Origin of the sequence: Bradyrhizobium sp. Gha (assembly GCF_900113735.1) — a bacterium.
GTDB lineage: Bacteria > Pseudomonadota > Alphaproteobacteria > Rhizobiales > Xanthobacteraceae > Bradyrhizobium.
Window position 1 is genome coordinate 487,163 of sequence record NZ_FOQM01000002.1, and the last position, 20,370, is coordinate 507,532.

The 20,370-nt window shown below is 64.7% G+C and carries 21 protein-coding genes; 9 read left to right on the plus strand and 12 right to left on the minus strand.

Annotated features, from left to right (window positions below; genetic code table 11):
* The first annotated feature begins 4 nt into the window (after positions 1–4).
* Positions 5–655, plus strand: a complete 651-nt coding sequence (locus BM222_RS05435) for a CoA transferase subunit B (RefSeq protein ID WP_092227220.1) — start codon at positions 5–7, stop codon at positions 653–655.
* A 22-nt stretch (positions 656–677) separates the two neighbouring features.
* On the plus strand, positions 678–1,313 hold the full coding sequence (locus BM222_RS05440; protein WP_092227221.1) for a GNAT family N-acetyltransferase: 636 nt from the start codon (positions 678–680) through the stop codon (positions 1,311–1,313).
* A 64-nt stretch (positions 1,314–1,377) separates the two neighbouring features.
* Here BM222_RS05440 and BM222_RS05445 read toward each other — a convergent pair whose 3' ends face one another.
* The gene (locus BM222_RS05445) at positions 1,378–2,415 is read right to left on the minus strand and encodes an AraC family transcriptional regulator (RefSeq protein WP_092227222.1); all 1,038 of its coding nucleotides are present in this window, start codon (positions 2,413–2,415) and stop codon (positions 1,378–1,380) included.
* 201 nt (positions 2,416–2,616) lie between these two features.
* Between BM222_RS05445 and BM222_RS05450 the strand changes: the two genes are divergently transcribed.
* Positions 2,617–3,237 (plus strand): response regulator transcription factor, encoded by a 621-nt coding sequence (locus BM222_RS05450; RefSeq protein WP_092227223.1) that lies wholly within the window; start codon positions 2,617–2,619, stop codon positions 3,235–3,237.
* A 182-nt stretch (positions 3,238–3,419) separates the two neighbouring features.
* Positions 3,420–5,105: a mucoidy inhibitor MuiA family protein gene (locus BM222_RS05455; protein ID WP_092227224.1), complete on the plus strand. Its 1,686-nt coding sequence runs from the start codon at positions 3,420–3,422 to the stop codon at positions 5,103–5,105.
* A 62-nt stretch (positions 5,106–5,167) separates the two neighbouring features.
* Here the strand turns inward: BM222_RS05455 and BM222_RS05460 are convergent, their stop codons facing one another.
* From BM222_RS05460 to BM222_RS05475, 4 genes are all read right to left on the minus strand, one after another.
* Positions 5,168–6,070 carry a carbohydrate ABC transporter permease gene (locus BM222_RS05460; RefSeq protein WP_092227225.1) on the minus strand — a complete coding sequence of 301 codons (903 nt, stop codon included), beginning with the start codon at positions 6,068–6,070 and terminating at the stop codon, positions 5,168–5,170.
* Entirely contained in the window at positions 6,063–7,019 is a 957-nt protein-coding gene (locus BM222_RS05465; protein ID WP_092227226.1) for a carbohydrate ABC transporter permease, read from the minus strand. Before BM222_RS05465 ends, BM222_RS05460 begins: the two co-directional genes overlap by 8 nt.
* 138 nt (positions 7,020–7,157) lie before the next feature.
* Complete coding sequence (locus BM222_RS05470; protein ID WP_092227227.1) at positions 7,158–8,501, minus strand: ABC transporter substrate-binding protein; 1,344 nt, start codon at positions 8,499–8,501, stop codon at positions 7,158–7,160.
* A gap of 94 nt (positions 8,502–8,595) precedes the next feature.
* Positions 8,596–9,639, minus strand: coding sequence for a C-terminal binding protein (locus BM222_RS05475; RefSeq protein ID WP_092227228.1), 1,044 nt, complete (start codon positions 9,637–9,639; stop codon positions 8,596–8,598).
* 261 nt (positions 9,640–9,900) lie between these two features.
* On the opposite strand from BM222_RS05475, the gene BM222_RS05480 reads away from it, so the two are divergent.
* Positions 9,901–11,586 (plus strand): methyl-accepting chemotaxis protein, encoded by a 1,686-nt coding sequence (locus BM222_RS05480; RefSeq protein WP_092227229.1) that lies wholly within the window; start codon positions 9,901–9,903, stop codon positions 11,584–11,586.
* A gap of 79 nt (positions 11,587–11,665) precedes the next feature.
* Here BM222_RS05480 and BM222_RS05485 read toward each other — a convergent pair whose 3' ends face one another.
* Both BM222_RS05485 and BM222_RS05490 read right to left on the minus strand, forming a co-directional pair.
* A complete protein-coding gene (locus tag BM222_RS05485; protein WP_092227230.1) occupies positions 11,666–12,601 on the minus strand; it encodes a DMT family transporter in 936 nt (311 codons plus the stop codon).
* A gap of 120 nt (positions 12,602–12,721) precedes the next feature.
* Positions 12,722–13,654, minus strand: coding sequence for a DMT family transporter (locus BM222_RS05490; RefSeq protein ID WP_092227231.1), 933 nt, complete (start codon positions 13,652–13,654; stop codon positions 12,722–12,724).
* 436 nt (positions 13,655–14,090) lie between these two features.
* On the opposite strand from BM222_RS05490, the gene BM222_RS05495 reads away from it, so the two are divergent.
* Together BM222_RS05495 and BM222_RS05500 are read left to right on the plus strand one after the other, a co-directional pair.
* On the plus strand, positions 14,091–15,383 hold the full coding sequence (locus BM222_RS05495) for an adenylosuccinate synthase (protein ID WP_092227232.1): 1,293 nt from the start codon (positions 14,091–14,093) through the stop codon (positions 15,381–15,383).
* Between the two features lie 37 nt (positions 15,384–15,420).
* A complete protein-coding gene (locus tag BM222_RS05500; RefSeq protein WP_092227233.1) occupies positions 15,421–17,010 on the plus strand; it encodes a hypothetical protein in 1,590 nt (529 codons plus the stop codon).
* A 190-nt stretch (positions 17,011–17,200) separates the two neighbouring features.
* Here BM222_RS05500 and BM222_RS05505 read toward each other — a convergent pair whose 3' ends face one another.
* From BM222_RS05505 to BM222_RS05515, 3 genes are all read right to left on the minus strand, one after another.
* Positions 17,201–17,497 carry a hypothetical protein gene (locus BM222_RS05505; RefSeq protein ID WP_349509846.1) on the minus strand — a complete coding sequence of 99 codons (297 nt, stop codon included), beginning with the start codon at positions 17,495–17,497 and terminating at the stop codon, positions 17,201–17,203.
* Between the two features lie 257 nt (positions 17,498–17,754).
* Positions 17,755–17,985, minus strand: coding sequence for a hypothetical protein (locus BM222_RS05510; RefSeq protein ID WP_092227235.1), 231 nt, complete (start codon positions 17,983–17,985; stop codon positions 17,755–17,757).
* A 36-nt stretch (positions 17,986–18,021) separates the two neighbouring features.
* A complete protein-coding gene (locus tag BM222_RS05515) occupies positions 18,022–18,267 on the minus strand; it encodes a hypothetical protein (protein WP_092227236.1) in 246 nt (81 codons plus the stop codon).
* A 144-nt stretch (positions 18,268–18,411) separates the two neighbouring features.
* Between BM222_RS05515 and BM222_RS05520 the strand changes: the two genes are divergently transcribed.
* Positions 18,412–18,837: a DUF5413 family protein gene (locus BM222_RS05520; RefSeq protein WP_092227237.1), complete on the plus strand. Its 426-nt coding sequence runs from the start codon at positions 18,412–18,414 to the stop codon at positions 18,835–18,837.
* 59 nt (positions 18,838–18,896) lie between these two features.
* Positions 18,897–19,487 carry a DUF4112 domain-containing protein gene (locus BM222_RS05525; protein ID WP_092227308.1) on the plus strand — a complete coding sequence of 197 codons (591 nt, stop codon included), beginning with the start codon at positions 18,897–18,899 and terminating at the stop codon, positions 19,485–19,487.
* 125 nt (positions 19,488–19,612) lie between these two features.
* Here the strand turns inward: BM222_RS05525 and BM222_RS05530 are convergent, their stop codons facing one another.
* Both BM222_RS05530 and BM222_RS05535 read right to left on the minus strand, forming a co-directional pair.
* On the minus strand, positions 19,613–19,906 hold the full coding sequence (locus BM222_RS05530; RefSeq protein WP_027532521.1) for a hypothetical protein: 294 nt from the start codon (positions 19,904–19,906) through the stop codon (positions 19,613–19,615).
* A 208-nt stretch (positions 19,907–20,114) separates the two neighbouring features.
* On the minus strand, positions 20,115–20,279 hold the full coding sequence (locus BM222_RS05535; RefSeq protein ID WP_177243031.1) for a DUF3309 family protein: 165 nt from the start codon (positions 20,277–20,279) through the stop codon (positions 20,115–20,117).
* Positions 20,280–20,370 lie beyond the last annotated feature (91 nt).

Sequence of the window (20,370 nt, forward strand, 5' to 3'; positions counted from 1 at the left end):
TCACATGGCCTGGACCCGTGAACAGATGGCTGCGCGCGCCGCGAAGGAATTGCGTGACGGCTACTACGTCAACCTCGGCATCGGTATCCCGACGCTGGTCTCGAACTACATCCCCGACGGCGTCGACGTCAGTCTCCAGAGCGAGAACGGCATGCTCGGCATGGGCCCGTTCCCCTATGAGGGCGAAGAGGATGCCGATCTGATCAATGCCGGCAAGCAGACCGTGAGCGAGCTGCCCTCGACCTCCTATTTCTCCAGCGCGGATTCCTTCGGAATGATCCGCGGCGGCCACATGGATCTGTCGATCCTCGGCGCCATGCAGGTGGCCCAGAACGGCGATCTCGCCAACTGGATGATCCCGGGCAAGATGGTCAAGGGCATGGGCGGCGCGATGGACCTCGTCGCCGGCGTCAAGCGCGTCGTCGTGGTGATGGAGCATTCCGCGAAGGACGGCCCCAAGCTGTTGAAGAAGTGCAATCTGCCGCTGACCGGCGAGCGCGTCGTCGACATGGTCGTCACCGACCTCGCGGTCTTCACCATCGACAAGCACGGCGACGGCGGCATGGCGCTGATCGAGCTCGCCGACGGCGTCACGCTCGACGAGGTCAAGGCCAAGACCGAAGCCGAATTCCGCGTCGCGCTCAAGAACACCTAAGGTCTTCGCGAAGGGGGCGCGCATGACGATACGGTCTGCGCGTCCCGAAGACGCCGATTTCATCGCAAGTACTATCCTGTCATCGATGCGCGGCCACCGGTCGCGCGGCTGGTTCGACGTTGCGCTCGACTGGCCTCAATCCAATTGCCTCGATTTCATCGCGCGCGTTGCCACGGCCCGCGCGATATCGATGTGGCACGTCTCGCAGTTCCTGGTCGCGGAGATCGACGGAAAGCCGGTCGCGGCGCTCTGCGCCGTGCCTGCGGCGAACACCGGGATTTTGGCCTGGCGCGCGATTGAGGAGGTCGGTTTCGCGACCGGGCTCGCAGCATCAGAGCTCGAAGCCATCCGCCAACGCGGCACGTATTCGCGGGCCTGCTGGGTGCAGGGCGGCGAAGGCGACTGGATGATCGAGCATGTCGCCACCGAGCCCGCCTATCGTGGTCGCGGTCTCGTGCAGGCGTTGATCGCACGCGCGCTGCAAAACGGCCGGGCGGCCGGATTTGCCCGCGCGACGATCTCTTTCCTGATAGGCAACGACCCCGCCGAGCGCGCTTACGCCAAGGCCGGGTTCGACCTTGCTGAAGAGAAACGCGATCCCTCGTTTGAAGCAATCATCGGCGCGCCGGGCTTTCGCATGTTCGCGCGGGCGATCTGATCGCGCCGCGCCGGCACGGGCGGTTGACAGCAGCGCATGCGCCTCAACCCGTCGTTGCGCCGGGCTAGGCCGCGGAGGTTGACGGAATGTCGGCCGGCCTGGCCCGCGGCCGCATGCCCTTGCGCCATTCCGTGACGGTGCAACCGAAGTGGCCGCGGAACCAGCGGGCCATGGCGCTCTGGGCGGAGAAGCCAAGCTGTGCGGCGATGTCAGCCAGCGGGCGGTCGGGATCCGAGATCAGCTGGGTCACGAGATCGGCGCGCTGCGCTTCGAGAATCGCGGAGAAGCTGGTCCCGGCTTCTGCGAGGTGACGGTGGATGGTGCGGCGGGTGCAGGCGAGATGCTCGGCCACGCGCTCGACGGTGCAGTCGCCGCTCGCGAGCAGGATGCGCACGACCTCGTCGACCTTCTCCTCCCAACTTGCCGGCCGGTTTTCGATCGCCTCGATCCGCTTGCGTAAGTAGCTCGCGATCAGGGGATGCGCGCTCGGAATCCGCCGCTCCATGTCGTGCGCCGACAGCAGGATCGCATCCTCCTCCGCGTTGAAGATCACGCGGCCGCCGAAAAACTCGTGGTAGCGCTTGCGATCGCGTGGTGGCGGATAATGCAGGTGCACCTCCAGCGGCCGCCAGTCGCTGCTGAACAACGACTGGATGATGCGATGGACGCTGCCGAGCGCCATGTCGATCGACTGCCGCGGCGCGGTCGGCTGTCGACCGCGCAGATGCAGCGTCAGCGTCACGGTCTGCTTGTCCCTGGCGACGTCGAGCTTCATGCCGTCGTGGTGGACATGGATGAAGCGGGAGAAAGCTTCGATGGCCTCACCGACGGTTGCCTGTTCGCGCACGATCAGGCCGACCGCGCCGAAATTGGTCAGTCCGCCGTGCTCGGCGAGCCGCAGGCCAAAATCTTCAGCACCGGAAACCTCTGCCGACATTTCGAGCAGGCGACGCAGACTTGCGACGGCGATCGGGGTATCCGGCTTGTCGAGGACGGCCAGCGGCAGCCTCGCCTTGCGCATCATATATTTGGGGTCGAGCCCGACCGACCGGGCGACGTCCGGGTAACAGCTCAGGCCTGCGCTGCGAATGAGGTCGGTCATGCGACTCGTCCCTGTCAGCCATTCCCGCAGATGTCCCGAAATGTAAAGTTTCTGTCCCGATCCGTCAAATCCGGGCACAGGGTGGAACATACATAGGGGAAAGCGAAGCACCGGCGCCAATGCGGTGCGGAAGACGGCGGGGCGCGATGAAGCCGCCTGGCCGTCTCATTTCCTTTGACCAAGACATTGCTGGATCGGATTATGCCGGGGAATATGCTTTCCAAGGGTGAGGTATTCGTCATCGAAACCGACGCCGCCTCCCGCGAACAATTGTCCGACGCGCTCCAGCGGAGCGCCTATGACGTGATCTGCTTTGCCGACGGCGCGTCGCTGTTGTCGGAAGCCAGGGCGCGGATGCCGGCCTGTGTCGTGCTCGAGATGCCGCCGGATCGTTCCGCGCTGGATGTGCTCAAGCGCCTGCGCGAGGAAAATTGCATGGCGCCGGTGCTGGTGACGTCGGCGAACGGCAGCATCGCGATGGCGGTCGATGCCATCAAGAGCGGTGCGGCCGATTTCATCGAGAAGCCGTTTCGCACCCACGAGGTGGTCGATCGGATCGATGCCGCGATCGACGAATCCGTGCAGCCGGATTTAAGCCGGCGACGCTGGCCGCCCGATTGCGAACCCCTGACCGCGCGCGAAGGTGACGTCCTGGCGCATCTCGCCGCCGGCCTGACCAACAAGGAGGTCGCCCGGCGCATGCATCTGAGCGCACGCACGGTCGAGGGCTATCGCGCCAGCATCTTGAAGAAGTGCGGCGCCAGGAACGTGACCGATCTGCTTCGCCGCATCTTCGGCCAGGGTTCGCCGACCAGGGTCTGAAAGTTGATTTCTAGTGGTGCCGCGGCGCGATGACGCGTTCCGCGGCCATGGTGCTGCCGCAGCTGCGCCCAACGGAAACCCCAATCGAACCGGTTCCTTCGCTGCCGCGTCCTACCACGATGGCGCGGCGTGTTTTCGCGCGCCCAGTTGGCTGCGCGACGGTATCGGCAGGGAGAAATTGGATGCGCACGATCCCAAAATGTCTGACGACGACGAGCCTGGTTCTGATGGCCACCGCGCTCGCCTCGCCCTCATGGGCTGCCGATGTGGACGCCACATCGGCCATCGACACCGTCACCGTCTATCCCGACGGTGCCACCGTCACCCGCGTGATCGCGATCGACCTCGCGGCCGGCGACTCGACGCTGGTCGCGAAGGATTTTCCGCTCTCGCTCGATCCGTCCTCCCTCCGCGTCGAAGGTGAGGCCGGCGCGAAGCTCACCATCGGTACCATCGATGCGCGGCCGCCGCGCACGGCGCCGCCGGTCAATGTCCCCGAGCTCGACAAGCGCATCGAGGCGCTGAAGGACGAGCGCGCGGATCTGCAAGGCGCGATCGATGCGGCCACAGCCCGGCGCAAATTCGCGCAACGCTTCGCCGAAGCCTCTCCCGCCGGTCTCGGCGACAAGGGCGAGGCGCGCCCGATCACCGAATGGCGTGCGGCCTTTACCGCCGTGGCTGACGAAGTCGCGGCCGCGGACACCACGATCCGTGATGCCGCGCGAAAGCAGCGCGAGATCGATCGGCAGATCGCGCAACTCGAAGCCGACCGGTCGGCCAAGCCGCCGAGCAAGCTCGAGGTCCGCATCGATGTCGCCTCCGCAGCTGCGACCAAGGCGACGCTGCGGGTGACTTACGCCGTGCGCAATGCGCGTTGGGTCCCGCTTTACGATGCCCGGCTCGATACCGGCGCCAAGGACCGCAAGCCGCAGCTCGAGCTGGTCCGCCGCGCCGAGGTCACGCAATCGACCGGCGAGGACTGGTCGAATGTCGCGCTCGGCGTTTCCACGGTCCGTATCGCCCGTGGCGGCAGTGCGCCGGAGCTGGGCTCGCTGGTGGCGCAATATCCGCAACTGCCGAAGCCGCGGGCGCTGGGCTCGGCCGCGGATACGGCCGTGCCGGCGCCTGCATCTGCGCCGGCATTGCGAAAGATGGAGGCGACACGAAGCAGGGAGGAATTTGATCTGCCGGCCCAGCGTGCCGACGAGCAGCAGGCGGTCCCCGAGATCGGAGATTTCCAGGCCACCTTCAAGATTCCCGGCCGCGTCAGTCTTGGTGCCGCCGAGGGCACGAAGAGCCTGCGCATCGCCGCGATGAGCGTGCCCGCTGATCTCGCGGTACGCGCCGCACCGGTGCAGGACCCCACCGCCTTCCTCGAAGCCAGCTTCAAGCAGACCGACGACACCACGTTGTTGCCTGGCAAGGTCGCGATCTACCGCGACGGCATCTTCGTCGGCCGCGGCAAGCTCTCGGCATCGGCCAAGGACGACATCGTCCGGCTCGGCTTCGGCGCCGACGACAAGGTCAAGATCGAACGCGCGGTGCTCAGGCGCAACGAGGGCTCGGCCGGCCTCCTGGTCACGACGTCGAAAACCGACGAGCGCGCGTTCAAGACCACTGTCCGGAACGGCCACGACTTCCCGATCCACGTCGCGATCGAGGACCAGCTGCCGGTCAGCGAGAACGAGGACATCGTCGTCGAGATGCTGCCCGCGACCACGCCGCCCACGGCCAAGGATATCCGCGACAAGCGCGGCGTGCTGGAATGGTCGTTCGACGCCAAGCCCGGCGAGGTCCGCGACATCAACTTCGCCTGGCGCGTCCGCTGGCCGAAGGACAAGAACGTGGTGATCGTACCGTCGGGCTAGGTTGCTCGCCACGGAGGAAGTGCGCTCCCTCCCCCCGCACGCGGGGGAGGGAGAGGATAGAGCTATTCCTTGACCGCGCCGGTGAGCGAAGACACGTAGTAGTCCACGAACAGCGAATAGAAGATCGCGACCGGCAGCGAGCCGAGCAGCGAGCCCGCCATCAGCGCGCCCCATTGGTAGACGTCGCCGGTGACGAGCTCGGTCAGGATCGCGACCGGCACGGTCTTGTTGGCGCCGCTCTGGATGAAGGCGAGCGCGTAGATGAACTCGTTCCAGGATAGCGTGAAAGAAAAGATGCCAGCCGAGATCAGCCCGGGCACGGCGAGGGGCAGCGTAATCCGCCGCAGTATCTGCAACCGCGTCGCGCCGTCGACCAGCGCGCATTCCTCGAGCTCGTACGGTATCGACTTGAAATAGCCGATCAGCAGCCAGGTGCAGAACGGCACCAGGAAAGTCGGGTAGACCAGGATCAGGGCCAGCGGCGAGTCGAACAGGCCGAACTGCACCACCACCGTGGCGAGCGGGATGAACAGGATCGACGGCGGCACGAGGTAAGCGAGATAGATGCCGAGCCCGACATAAGCGCTGCCGCGGAAGCGCAGGCGCTCGATGGCGTAGGCGGCAAGCGTGCTCGCGACCAGCGACAGCGTGGTCGCCCCGATCGCCACCAGCATCGTCGTCCACAGCCAGCGCGGATAGGACGTGTCGAACAGCAGGTGCTTGATATGCGCCAGCGTCGGGGACGAGATCCAGAACGGGTTGTGCTCCCGGTAGTTCAGCAGCTCCGCGTTCGGCTTGAACGAGGTGATCGCCATCCAGTAGAACGGAAACAGTAGGATCAGGACGAAGCAGCCGAGCGGCAGATAGATCATCATCAGTCGGCGCAGCCCGGAATCCCAGGCCATGGTGTCGGGTGCGGCTTTGGCGTCAGCGACGGCGGCGCGTTGCGCGACGGTGTCAGTCATTGGCCTCTCCCTGCTGCCATTTGCGGCGCGCCAGGCCGAAATAGGAAAACAGCGTCGCGAACACCAGGAACGGGATCATCGACACCGCGATGGCCGCGCCTTCGCCGAGCTCGCCGCCGGCGATGCCGCGCTGGAACGCGAGTGTGGCCAGCAAATGCGTCGAGTTGCCGGGACCGCCGCGGGTGATCGCATAGACCAGCTGGAAGTCGGTGAAGGTGAAGATGATCGAGAAGGTCATGACGATGGCAAGGATCGGCATCATCATCGGGAAGGTGATGTAGCGGAAGCGCTGCCAGGAACTGGCGCCGTCGAGCATCGCAGCCTCGTAGAGCGAGGGCGAGATGGTCTGCAGTCCCGCCAGCAGCGAGATCGCGACGAAAGGAATGCCGCGCCAGATGTTGGCGGCGATCAGCGAGAACCGCGCCGGCCAGGGCGAGCCCAGGAAGTCGATGTTGCTGTCGCGCCAATGCAGCACGTCGACCAGCAGATAGGAGATGATCGAGAATTGCGGATCGTAGATCCACCAGAACGCCAGGGCCGACAGCACCGTCGGTACGATCCACGGCAACAGGATGATCGCGCGCAAGAGGCTCTTGAAGGGAAAATGGTTGTTGAGCAGCAGCGCGAGCCAGAAGCCGAGCGCAAACTTCCCGAAAGTCGCGATACCAGTGTAGACCACGCTGTAGAACACCGCGTTCCACCACAGCGGATCGCTGAGCAGATACTGGAAATTGTCGAGGCCGACGAAGATCCCCTTCTGGCCGATCGTGGTGTCGGTAAAGGCGAGCCAGATGCCGAGCCCCAGCGGATAGGTCAGAAACACCGCCAGTAACCCGATCGCAGGCGCGAGGCACATCGCGATCAAAAACGGCTTGTAGTCGAACAGGCGGACCAGCCAGTTCGGTTGCCGCTGGGCCAGCGCAGGGGAGGAGAGGGTGGTCACGGACATCAGGGCGTTGTCCTGTTCTGGAAAGTCACTCCATCGTCATTGCGAGGAACGAAGCGACGAAGCAAATCCAGGCTCTCGCTGCGTGGATGGGCCGGATTGCTTCGCTGCGCTCGCAATGACGGTCGCTCGTCGTCGGCGTTACCTCTGTCGCCTGAAGTAGCGCTTGCAGCGCTGCTCGGCTTCTGCGGCCGCAGCCTCCGGCGTGGCAGCGCCGGTCGCAACGGAGGCGAACATCTGGATCAGCACGTAGTCCGCGCTGACCGCACCCGTTGCCGTCGAGATCGGTCCCTTGTAGCCGTCGTAATAGGTGCTGTTCATGGTGTCCTTGAAGATCTTCACCTTCGGATCTCCTGACCACACGGCCGCGTCGGCATAGGCCGCAAGGGGCTGCGCCCAATAGCCCGAATTGGCATTGAGCCACGGCTCGTACTGATCCGTCTCCAGCATGTATTGCAGCAACGCCTTTGCGGCGTTGGGATATTGACTGTGCTTGAACACCATGGCGTTCAGCGTCAGGCCCGCCATCGGCGAGATCTTGGCGACGCCTTTCGGCAGCAATTGATGCTCGCTGTCGTCGGCGATCGCCTTGGTCGCAGGATCGTTCTTCAGCGAGAAATACAGCGACACGCCGTTGGCCGTCAGCGAGATCTCCTGCGCGGAATAAGCGCGATTGTTACTGACGTCGTTCCACGATGTGGTGCCGGCGATGAAGGTTGGATACAGCTGCTTGACCCAGTTTAGCGCGGCGATGGTCTCCTTGCTGTTGATGGTGACGTTACCTTCTTCGTCGAGCAGGGCCGCGTTGTGCGACCATAGCGCCCAGCTGGCAAAGCCGTTGCCATCGCCCTTGGCGTTGCCGAGCGCGAAGCCTGCCGGCTTGCCGGCCTTCTGCAGCTTCTGGCAGAGGTCGAGGATGCCGGCATGGTCTTCCGGCACCTTGTCGAAGCCCACCGACTGCAGGATCGATTTGCGGTAGATCAACGGACCTGCGGACGCACCGAACGGCAGGCCGATCCAGGTCTCGCTCTTGTTCTTCTTGCCGTAGCGCTGCGCCAGCGGCAGCCAGCCGCCGTAACGCTTGCCCAGATAGTCGGCGACATCGGTCAGCTCGATCAGCTTGTCGATATAGATGTGCGGCGCATCGGAGAAGCCGATGATGATGTCGGGGCCGGCGCCTGAATTGGCCGTCACCGCGGTCTGCTGGGCGATGTCCTCCCAGCCGACGAAATCGACCTTGACCTCGACGCCGGTGGCCTTGGTGAACTTGGCCGCATTGGCGCGGAACACGTCTTCGTCGGCCTGGACGAAGCGCACCGGCCGCAGCATGCGAAGCGTCGCGCCCTTCTCGATCGGCAGTTTAGGGGCGGGGACGTCCGCTGCCTTGATCGTGGATTGAGCATGCGCCGGCGCGCCTGATGCCGCGACAGCCGCAGCGGACAGGCCCAGCGCCAAGGCATCACGACGTGTGATGTCGTTCCTCATCAGTTCCTCCCTGTGATGTCTCCCTTCCCGGCGTTGATCGCCGGTGAAGGGCCGTCTCGGTCTTTTTGCCGCGGCGCCTGTTGCGCCGGCCGCCTCAGCTGTTGGGCCCGCGATCCATGCTGACGGGCTGCCAGCGGCGGAGCGCGGTGTCTTGCAGCACCGACGGATTGACACAGCTTACCGGCCACATGCCCTGAAGCACCAGTGACAATTCGTAGCCCACCCGGCGCTTGCGGGCCTCATCGAATCGTGCCGAGGCCGAGGCGACATGGGCGGTCAGGGTCACGTTCTCCATGCTCAGGAGCGGGTTGTTGTGCGGCGGCGGTTCCTTTTCCAGCACGTCGAGGGCGGCGTGCGCGATCCAGCCTTCCTGCAGCGCCTTGATCAGGCTCTCCTCGTCGACCGTGGCGCCGCGCCCCGTATTGATGAAGATCGAGCCCTTCTTCATCTGACGAAAATGCTTCTCGGTCAGCATGTGATGCACTTCAGGCCGGGCGGGGGCGTGCATCGACACGAAGTCGGACTGCGACAGCACCTCGTTGAGCGTCGCCGGCATCACGCCGTGGTCGTACATCAGCGTTTCCTGGATGAAGGGATCGTAGGCCATCATGCGCAGTCCGAACGGCGCGGCACGCTTCGCAACCGCACGCGCGACGCGGCCGAACGAGATGAAGCCGAGCGTCTGGCCCATCAATCGCGGGATTTTCAGCAGCGCGGGCCGGCCCTCGGACCAGCGGCCGGTGCGCACCATCTTGTCCTGCTCGATCAGCCGGCGGAAGCCTGCCAGCAGCAGCATCATGGCGTGGTCGGCGACCTCCTCGATGAAGGTATCAGGGATGTTGGTGACCGGAATGCCGCGCGCGGTGGCGGCCTTGATGTCGACGCTGTCGACGCCGACCGAGCCGAGCGTGATGACCTTGCAGTTCTCCAGCGCGTCGATGATGTTTTTGGTGATCGGAATGCCCTTGGCGTAGATCGCGTCGGCATTTCTGGCGGCGGCGATGAACTCCGCCTCGTCGGCCGGCCCCTCGACGATCTCGGCATCGATCGGATCGAGCGCCTCGCGTTCGTAGGAATAATCGCTGCCCGCGACCGTGAAGCTCGCGCCCTTCGGCGTCACCACCCTGTATTTCGGCATGTCCTGCTCCCGATTTGGTTTGTCGGTTCTTGTTGCGGCTCGGCCTTGTGGGCAGGGCCTTTGCGTCTTTTACGCGAAATCGGCGTGAGTGCGTACAATTCCGGGTTGTTGCCGCCGCTATTGTTCACCGTTGTGTCCGGCGACGTAGGGGCTTCTACGGAGGCCTGTAAGTAACTTGCTAAGGGGTCTCATACTAAATGCTGAGTCAATTTCGACCGATTCACTCGCGTGCCCGTATCCCTTTTCTCCGGAGTCCATCCCTTGAAGTTGAGCAATCTGAAGATCGCCCCCAAGCTTGGCATCCTCGTCGGCGTCACCCTCGTCGGTTTGTGTATCTCCGGGGTTCTCGCCGGATATCTGATGAAGCGCGAGATGGTGAATGCGCGCATCGACCAGACGAAGTCCATCGTGGAAGTGGCGCTCAGCTTCGCGGGCAATCTCAAGAAGCGCGTCGATGCCGGTGAGCTGACCAAGGATGCGGCCATGGCCGAGCTTCGTCGCTACGGCAACGCGATGACCTACGACAAGGGCACGGGCTATCTGTTCGGCACGTCCTATGACGGCATCACCCAGCTCGCGCCTGATCCGAAGCAGGTTGGCCAGAACCGCATGGACGTTCTGACCAACGGCCGCAATCTCTCCAGGGATTGGATGGACGGCGTCAAGGCCAACGGCTCGCTGCTGCTGTTCTACGAGTACATGAAGCCCGGCCAGGAAAAGCCGATCCGCAAGGTCGGCTATTCGGCGGCCGTTCCCGGCTTCGACATGTATCTCGGCACCGGCGGCTATCTTGAAGATATCGATGCCAAGATGGTTCCGGTCTACTGGCTGCTCGGCCTCGCCATGCTCGGCATCGTCATCGTCGCCGGCAGCGTCGCCTGGATGATCGGCCGCAGCATCAGCCGTCCGCTGGCCCTGCTCGGCGCCCGCATGAAGGATCTCGCCGACGGTAAGCTGGAGGGCGACATCCCCGGCGTCGGCCGCGGCGACGAGGTCGGCGCGATGGCTGCGACCGTCCAGATCTTCAAGGACAATGCGCTTCGCATACGCGACCTCGAGAAGACCGAAGGGGCGGCGATGGAGCGTGCGGCGGCGGAACGTCGCAGCGCGATGGAAGACATCGCCAGCGACTTCGAACGCAGCGTCAACGGCATCGTCCGCTCGGTGTCCTCGGCCGCGGCCGGCATGCAGTCGACGGCGCAGTCGATGACCGCGACCGCCAGCGATGCCTCCTCGCGGGCGGCAACGGTCGGTGCGGCCTCGCAGAAAGCCTCCGGCAATGTCGGCACCGTCGCCGCCGCCGCCGAAGAGCTCTCGAGCTCGGTTGCGGAAATCTCCCGCCAGGTGACACGCTCGACCGAAGTGGCCAGCCGTGCCGTCAGCGACGCCGAACGGACCAACGCCACGGTTCAGGAACTCTCCACCGGCGCCGAGAAGATTGGCGAGGTGGTCAAGCTCATTCATTCGATCGCGGCGCAGACCAACCTGCTCGCGCTCAACGCCACCATCGAGGCGGCGCGCGCCGGTGAATCCGGTCGCGGCTTCGCCGTCGTCGCCTCCGAGGTCAAGGCGCTGGCCAACCAGACCGCCAAGGCGACCGAGGAAATCTCCGCCCAGGTCGCGGCGATGCAGACTTCGACCAGCGATGCGGTCGCAGCGATCGGCGGCATCACCCAGACCATCGCCGAGATGAGCGAGATCACCGCCGGCATTTCGGCCTCGATCGAGCAGCAGGGCGACGCCACCCGCGAGATCGCCCGCAACATCCAGTCGGTTGCTGCCGGCTCGAGCGAGATCAACGCCCACATCGGCAGCGTCACGTCGGCCGCGCAAGCGACCGGCGCCGCGGCCGGCGACGTGCTGACCAACGCGCGCGAGCTGGATCACCAGTCCGGCGCGCTGCGCAGGGCGGTGGACGGCTTCCTCGCCAAGGTTCGCGCGGCCTGATTCCTGGCGCGGAATTCGGTCGATGGGCAATGACGCGCAAGCGCCGTGCCCACCTTTTCCTTTTTTGAGCCGTCGCGATTCACGCCACGGCAGACCCCTGTCGTGACGCGATGACGACGCCGGCGAGCACCAGCGCGTAGCCGATCAGGTGAAACGGCTGGAGTTTCTCGCCGAGCAGCAGGATCGCCATCGCCGAGCCGAACACCGGCACCAGATGGAAGAACGGCGCGGCACGGTTCGGCCCGATCAGCGCGACGCCGCGGTTGAAGAAGAGATAGGCGAGGGTCGAGGGAAAGATCAGGATGTAGCCGAGCGTCATCAGGGTCTCGGTGTCGAAATGCAGCATCCGGCCGCTCCAGCCCTCCCAGACCGCCGTCGGCAGCAGCATGAAGGCGCCGCAGCAGGTGGTGAAGGACAGAAACGAGAGCTGGTGGACCTTCGGCCTGCGCGGGATGAAGGCGGAGTAGATTCCGAACGCCACCAGCGAGGAGGCGAACATGATGTCGCCCCTGTTGAACGAGATGCTCGCCAGCGCAGCGAGATCACCGCGCAGGATGATGATCAGCACGCCAATCAACGAGATCGCGATCCCTGCAAGCTGCCCGCCGGTCAACCGCACGCCGAACAGCACCAGCGACCACAGCGCCACGAACAGCGGACCTGCCGACTGGATCAGCAGCGCGTTCAACGCCTCGGTATATTGCAGGGCCCAGTAAGAGATCGCATTGTTGAAGGCGAAGCCGACCAGCGACAGGAACAGCATCAGCGGCAGGCTGTTCCGCAATGCGGGCCAGTCGCGCTTCAGGTGCGGCCACGAGAACGGCAGCAGGATCAGGAACACGCCGAACCAGCGGATCGTGGTCACCGTGAGCGGCGGCACATGCGCGCCGACATGGCGTGCGATCACGATGTTGCCGGCCCAGAACAGCGAGCTCAGGCTCAACAGCAAATAGGGCTGGTTGTTGAGCCAGCTGGCGGCATTTGATGCGGGGGGCGCGGGCGAGGCGATCGTCATTGGCGTCGATTGCGAGCTTGCGCCGGTTCGCCGTCACGACACAAGTCACAGCGCCGCAATGCTACGATGCAGCTGCGACCCGGGAGGTGCCATTGGCGGTCAATATATTGAACAGAGAAACTAGGTCGCCTGCTTCCGTGACGCCACGAACACGCCCGACAGCACCAGCGCGAAGCCGATGAAGTGGAAGGCCTGCGGCCGCTCGCCCAGGAAGGCCATGGCCATGATCGAGCCGAACACCGGCACGACGTGGAAGAACGGCGCGGCGCGGTTGGCGCCGATCAGCCGGACGCCACGGTTGAAGCAGAGATAAGCGAGCGTCGATGGAAACACCGCGACATAGAACAGGGTGAGCAGATTCGGCCCGTCCAGCTTCATGACGGGGCGCGCCGACAGCTCCCAGATCTCCAGCGGAATGAGGCACGCCGCGCCGGCGCCGAAGGTGAAAGCAAGGAACGACAGGCCGTGGATCGGCGGCCGCTTCAGGGTCAGCACCGAATAAAGCGCGAAGATGATCAGCGCGACCATGAAGATCAGGTCGCCCTTGTTGAAGGCGATGTTCGACAGCGTGGTGAGATCGCCATGCAGCAGGATGATCAGCACGCCGCACATGGAGAGAGCCACGCCGAAGGCCTGCGCCCCAGTCAGACGGATGCCGAGGATGGCCAGCGACCACAGCGCCACGACGAGAGGCGCGGCCGACTGCAGCAGCAGGGTGTTGAGCGCCTGGGTATGTTCCAGCGCCCAATATTGCAGTGTGTTGAAGGCGCCGATTCCGGTGATCGACAGCGCGATCATCAGGCCGAATTTGCTGCGGATCGCGGGCCAGTCCTGGGCGAGGTGCTTCCAGGCAAACGGCAGCACCAGCAGGAAGGCGAAGGTCCAGCGCAGGAAGGACAGCGTCACCGGCGGGATGTGTCCGGCGGCCATCCGTCCCACAACCGCATTGCCGGCCCAGCACAGCGCGGTGATGCTGAGCAGGAGATAAGGCTGGTTGGCAATCCAGTGCTCGCCGGATGTTTCGGCGCTCGTGGTCTGGCCGGTGGCGGACATTGTGATCGTTATGGCCCCGCGGTGGAATGCACCAACAAGAACGCCAAGGCCCGCGGCCCGGCTCGGTCCGGACGGTTGAGACCGGCACCGTCCAAAGACATGGAAATCGAGGTTGCATCAACGGCTGCAGGTGCATCGCGACCATGCAGCGGCGGGTGCTGCGTCCAGCGCTTTGGTCGAGATCTGCGCATGGCTCGTGAAGATGTCCGGATTTTCGGGGGATATCAAAGGCTTGGATCGGGCATTGGGTCCTCAAAAAGCCCCGTTCTTGCTTGCTTAGGAAGGCCGCTTCCTTTATCCGGTGGGGCTGCCCCGCGTACGAACGGCACCAGGCCGGGAATTGGGCTGGGCGCAGGCATGTTCCCGGAAAAGTGGGTACCGGTTTTCCGATTGGATCATGCCACTGAGAGAGCATTCTTCGAAGGATTACCCGCGAATGGCCAATGTTGTCGTCGTCGGCGCCCAGTGGGGCGACGAAGGAAAGGGCAAGATCGTCGACTGGTTGTCGGAGCAGGCGGACATCGTCGTTCGCTTCCAGGGCGGCCATAATGCCGGCCATACGCTGGTCATCAACGGTACGACCTACAAGCTCGCGCTGCTGCCCTCGGGCGTGCTGCGCGAGGGCAAGCTCTCCGTGATCGGCAACGGCGTGGTGTTCGATCCCGCCGCCTTCCTCGACGAGGTGACCAAGCTCAGGGCGCAGGGCGTTGCGGTCTCGCCGGAAAACCTGCGCGTCGCCGAAAACGTCACCCTGATCCTGCCGCTGCACCGTGAACTCGACGCCTTACGCGAATCCTCCAATGCCGCGACCGCGATCGGCACCACCCGCCGCGGCATCGGACCTGCCTATGAGGACAAGGTCGGTCGCCGCGCGATTCGCCTGATGGACCTCGCCGATCTGGACACGCTCCCGCACAAGATCGACCGGCTGCTTGCGCACCACAACGCGCTCCGTCGCGGCCTCAACCTGCCGGAGTTCGACGGCAAGGAGATCCTGAAGGAACTGAGCGCGCTGGCGCCGCAACTGCTGCCCTACGCGGAGACCGTGTGGCGCCTGCTCGACATCGAGCGGCGTGCCGGCAAGCGCATGTTGTTCGAGGGCGCGCAAGGCGCGCTGCTCGACGTCGACCACGGCACTTATCCTTATGTCACCTCGTCCAACACGGTGGCGGCGCAGGCCGCGACCGGCGCCGGCCTGGGACCGAGTGCGGTCGGTTATGTGCTCGGCCTGTGCAAGGCCTACACGACCCGCGTCGGCCAGGGCCCGTTCCCGACCGAGCAGGACAACGCGATCGGCCGCAAGATCGGCGAGCGTGGCCGCGAGTTCGGCACCAACACCGGCCGCCCGCGCCGCTGCGGCTGGTTCGACGCGGTCCTCGTCCGCCAAGCCGTTCGGACCTGCGGCATCAACGGGCTGGCACTCACAAAACTCGACATTCTCGACGGCTTCGACACGATCGAGGTCTGCACCGGCTACAAGCTGGACGGCAAGGAGATCGACCATTTTCCGGCCGGCGAGGGCGCCCAGGCGCGGGTCGAGCCGATCTGGGAGACCATCGAGGGTTGGAAGGAGCCGACGGCCAACGCCCGCTCCTGGGCCCAGCTGCCGGCCCAGGCCATCAAATATGTCCGCCGGATCGAGGAATTGGTGGGGTGCCCGGTCGCGCTGCTTTCCACCAGCCCCGAACGCGAGGATACTATCCTGGTGCAAAACCCGTTTGAGGCTTAACGATCTCTTACCAGGACGCGGATATAGTTGAGTAGAAATGGCTGATTACTATCCGCTGATCGCCCGCGCTATTGCCGCCCTGGACCCTAACGCTCCCGGCGAAAGCCGGCGCGCGCTTTATGAGCGTGCGCGCACGGCGCTGATCGCGCAGCTGCGCAGCGTGCAGCCGCCGCTGTCCGAATCGGAGATCACCCGCGAGCGGCTATCGCTGGAAGAGGCCGTTCGCAAGGTCGAATCCGAGGCCGCCCTGCGTGCCCGCGAGGCCTCGCGCCCGGCTGGCGGCGCCCGCACCGGGGGCAGCGGCGATGCATTCCGCCGTGCCAGCGCCCGTGCCGCCGAAAGTAACCCGTCGGCACCCCCACAGCCGTCCGCGCCGCCGCGGCCCCGAGGCGCGGCGCCGCCACGCAACGAACGTCCGCCGCTCGGCGACGACCAGGGCGAGGCCCCGCGTCCGCCGCGGCCGCCACGTTTCGACGCGCCGCGCCAGCCGTCGCCGCCGGAACCGCCGGCCGGACGCGATCGCTCGCCTCCGCGCCGTCCACAAGACGGCGGACAGCCGCCTCCGGTGCCGCCGGCACCGGGCGTGCGCGGCTTCCGCGACATTACAGCCGACGTCAACGATCTCGGCGGAGCCGCCGCGCAGGCCAATCGCGCCGCGCGCCGCACCTACGCCAACGTGCCCTCGCCCACGCCGGAATTCGACCGGCTGGAGCCGAGCCTGGAAAATCGCGCCGCCGAGCCCGACGCGCCCTATTCCTATGACGAGTCGATGGAGGAGGCCGAACGCTACACGCCGCAGCCGCCGTCGCCGCGTCCGCGCATCGCGCCCAATCGGGACGCCAAGAAGCGCGCCGGCAGAGGCTCCGTTTTCCCGTTCAAGAGCGCGATCGCCATCGGCGTCGTGCTGATCCTGGTCGGCGCCGGTATCCTTTGGGGCAAACAGCTGGTCCAGACCGCGACCAATATGCTCAAGCCGTCCCCTACCCAGGTGGTGGAGGCGCCGAAGGATAGTTCGCAGCCGCAGAGCAAGCCCAAGATTCCGGATCGCGTCGGCCAGCCCTCGGCCAGCGACCAGCCTGCCGCGCCGGTGGCGCAGAAGGTCGTGCTCTATGACGAGGATCCGTCCGACCCGAAGGGCAAGCAATATGTCGGCTCGGTGGTGTGGCGGCTCGAACCGATCAAGGCGTCGGGCAACCAGAAGGCCGACGTCGCCGTGCGTGCCGACATCGAGATCCCCGAGCGCAAGTTCAAGATGACGATGTCGTTCCGCCGCAACACCGACTCGTCGCTGCCGGCGAGCCACACGGCCGAGCTGACCTTCATCCTGCCACCGGACTTTCCGGGCGGCAGCGTCTCCAACGTGCCGGGCATCCTGATGAAGTCGAATGAGCAGGCGCGCGGCACGCCGCTCGCAGGCCTCGCCGTCAAGGTCACCGACGGTTTCTTCCTCGTCGGTCTCTCCAACGTCGATGCCGACCGCGCCCGCAACGTCCAGCTCTTGAAGGAACGTTCCTGGTTCGATGTGCCGCTGGTCTACGCCAACCAGCGCCGTGCGATCATCGCCATCGAGAAGGGCGCCCCCGGCGAGCGCGCCTTCAACGACGCCTTTGCGCAGTGGGGCGATTGAGGCTTCTCACCTCTCCCCAGCGGGGAGAGGTCGGGTTGGACTTGGCGATGCGAAGCATCGTCCAGAGCAATCCGGGTGAGGGGCCGCAGCGCATAATGAAAGTGTAACCCCTCACGGATGAGCTCCGACCTCTCCCTAGGGACAGGTGCTCCGTCCAAAGCGGCAGCTCTTGACTTGAAACTTGCCACCGCTACTCCGCGGCCGCTTCCCGCTTGCGGGCTGCGATAGCGGCTGCGTGCTCGCGGTCCATCACGGCGCGGCAGCCGGGGCTGAGCTGGGCCTTCTTATGCACCATGCAGGCGGTGATGCGCGAGATATTAGGGATTTCATAGGAGCATAGCCGCATCGCATCGCCCGAGCACATCTGCTGCGCTTCGGACGAGAAGGCGAGGCTGGGTGATGCCTGAAGGGTGAGGGCGGTGGCGGCCAAGGCCAACAGCGAAGCTGTGGTCTTAAGTGGCGAAGCGATGGTCTGGTTGCGTGTCATGAAGGATGCGTCCCCGAGTTCCGTGGATTGAACCACTTGGTTTTTGGGGCGCCGCACGCGGCTTGAAATGTCGCATGTCACAGCCTTCACGCGGCGGACTCCAGCCCCCGCATGTGGTCGCTCGATTTCTTGATGTTCGAATCGAAAAGTGCTGCGCCGCCCGAGCGAAGTATGCGCTAAAGTCGCGAAGCTTCAATGGGAGGCGCGAAGGAATTCGCAGATGTTGCGCGTCCGTCACGCAATATGCCGGCACGCGCTCAGGTCGATCGATCGGACGATACGCTCGTCGGTTCTACGTCGCTCGCCGCGAGGGCGGCCGCGTGCTCCTCGACAGCCGTGATCCCCTTGGCGGTCAGCTCGAACAGGTCGCCATCCTTCGTCACGTAGCCGTCCGCGATCAGCTCGCCGACCTTACCGTTCCGATCGTCGGCGAAGGCGACGGATTGGCTGATGTCCTTGAGGATCGAAAGCTGTTCCTCCCGCAACATCACTTCGTTCTCCGTTCGCCCGGGATCGCCGGACCCTCACATGCCGTGGCTCTCGAACACCTTGCTGCACGATCGCGACAGCTTCGCACGATGGGCCTGCAGGCAGCCTTGCACTGCACCGTCATTGCCGAGATCCTTCCGGCACAGCCGCGAGGCATCACGCGAGCAGGCATTCTGTTCCTGCGGTGAGCCCATATGGCCCTGAGCGAGCACGGGCGTGTTCGACAGGGCACCGAGGGCCGAGAGCGTGATCGTCGCCAGCAACATCAATTTACGAGGCATCGACGGCTCCAGATCTGACTGGTGAATTTCAAGGTCCTGTCTGAACTCGTCGCCTTGCCACTTGTTCCTCCTTCGAGCCCCTGTAACCCGCTATCCAAGGTTCCCGGCGCGCTGCTATAAATGCGAGCGGATGAGGAGTCCTCGATGAAACGCTATCTGGTGTTTGCGCTCGTTGGTCCGTTCGTGGGCGGTTTCCTGCTGCTGCTGACGACGACCTACCAGTCCGGCTACTGGACGCAGACCAGTCTCGAGGAGGTCGGCAAGCTGTTCGCCGTGTTCTTCAAGAGCCTGCAATACAGCTATCTGTTCGGCGTCCTGCCCTCGTTGATGATCGGCGCGGTCGACGACATCCTGATCCACGTCAGGCGGATCCGGCCGGCGCTGCGGATGCTGCTGGTCGGCCTGTTCGCTTTCGTCCTGGCTGCGTTCACCTACGGCTCGCGCGGGCCTGATTCCGGCGCGGTGCAGTTCATCCTGTACGGCCTGGTCGGTTTCGTGCCGTCGGTGCTGTCATCCTGGATCGTGCATCACTATGTCGAGGAACCGCAACCGGCCGCGGCGGCAAGCTGAGCGCGCCTTCCTGACGTGACGCAGCAACCTCTGTTGCGTCACTGCGTTCTCCAATGGCCATGACCATGCCCGATGACGACATTCTCGCACCACGCAAGCCCCGCTCCGGGACGCATTCGCGCGCCGACTTCTCGGGCCGCGAGACCCGCGGGCCGATCATCGACCAGGAGGGCCATGAGATCCGCCCCGAGACCCTGGAGCAGGGGTTTCGCGAATTTCGTTTCGAATTCGGGGAAGGATCTGGCCAAGGATTCGGCCAGGGATTTAGTCAAGGATTCGGCAACGGCAATCCGTTCGGCAATCTGACGCGCGAGCAGCGGATCGCGCGGTTCGAGGCGATCGCAAAGCTGCTCGACATCGCATTCGTCCTGCCCGGCACCAATATCCGCTACGGCATTGACGGGCTGATCGGCCTGATCCCCGTCGTCGGCGACGTCATCACCACCGCGATCTCGCTGTGGCTGGTGCGTGAGGCCCGCGCGCTTGGCGCGCCCTGGTACGTCACCGCGCGCATGCTGGGCAATGTCGCAGTCGACGGCGTCGTCGGCATCGTGCCGTTCGCCGGCGACGCCTTCGACGTCCTGTTCCGTGCCAATATGCGCAACGTCCGCCTCCTGCGCCGCTGGCTCGACAAGCAGCCCCGGATGTAGCGCGCTTTGCTTGCTCTGCGTTCCCTCTCTCGTGGCCCGGACACGAGAGTTCGAACTAAAACGCAAAAAGCGCGATGACCTTTCAGCCATCGCGCTGTCCGCGCACATCGGAACTTTTGGAAAGCTTACGCCGCGTCGGCGTCGGTCTCGGCCACCGGCTCCGGCTTGCGGTGGCGGGGCAGCGGGAATGCCTCGCTCTCATACAGCGAGCGGATGCCGTTCTGGTCGAAACGAGCTTCCTCGACCTGGAGATAGGCGCCATTCAGCGAATCCGTCGGCAGCTGCTCCATCGCGAACTGCACGGCCTCGGCAGCAGTGCCGAACCGGCGATAGGTGAAGCCCGCGCGCTTCTTCTTGCGGATGGCGGCGGGGAAGAGCTCGGCGGAAGTGTTGAAGTTGAACGGACGCAGTGGACGCATGGTCAAAGACCTCGTGATCTTGTCTGGGGCTTTAAGCGCGTGGGGTTTTGGTGGGCGGAGCAATCAAGCGGGCCCGCCGCATGTCATTTTCGTCCACTAATATAGGCCGTTTTGACAAAAATGCGACCCCTGCGATGCGAGATGATGAATCCGCGCATGGCAGCTCCGCAGACCAAAAAAGCATAGTGTTTACAGTGTCTTATATGGTTTATATCTTGCCAAGAAGCACCAGGACGAGCAGCACCGCCAGAATGACGCCGCCGATCCCCATGCCGGAATGGCCCATGCCGTAGCCATATCCGCCGATCCGGCCGGACCAGCCGCCCAAGAGATAGATGATCACCAGGATGATCAGGATGGTCCCGAGTGTCACGGTGTCCTCCTTGGCGCCCTCCTTCACATCCTTCCTGGCGGCCGCCCGAAAGCGCTCATCGGCTGCACCGCCGGGCGAGAAAAGCACATCG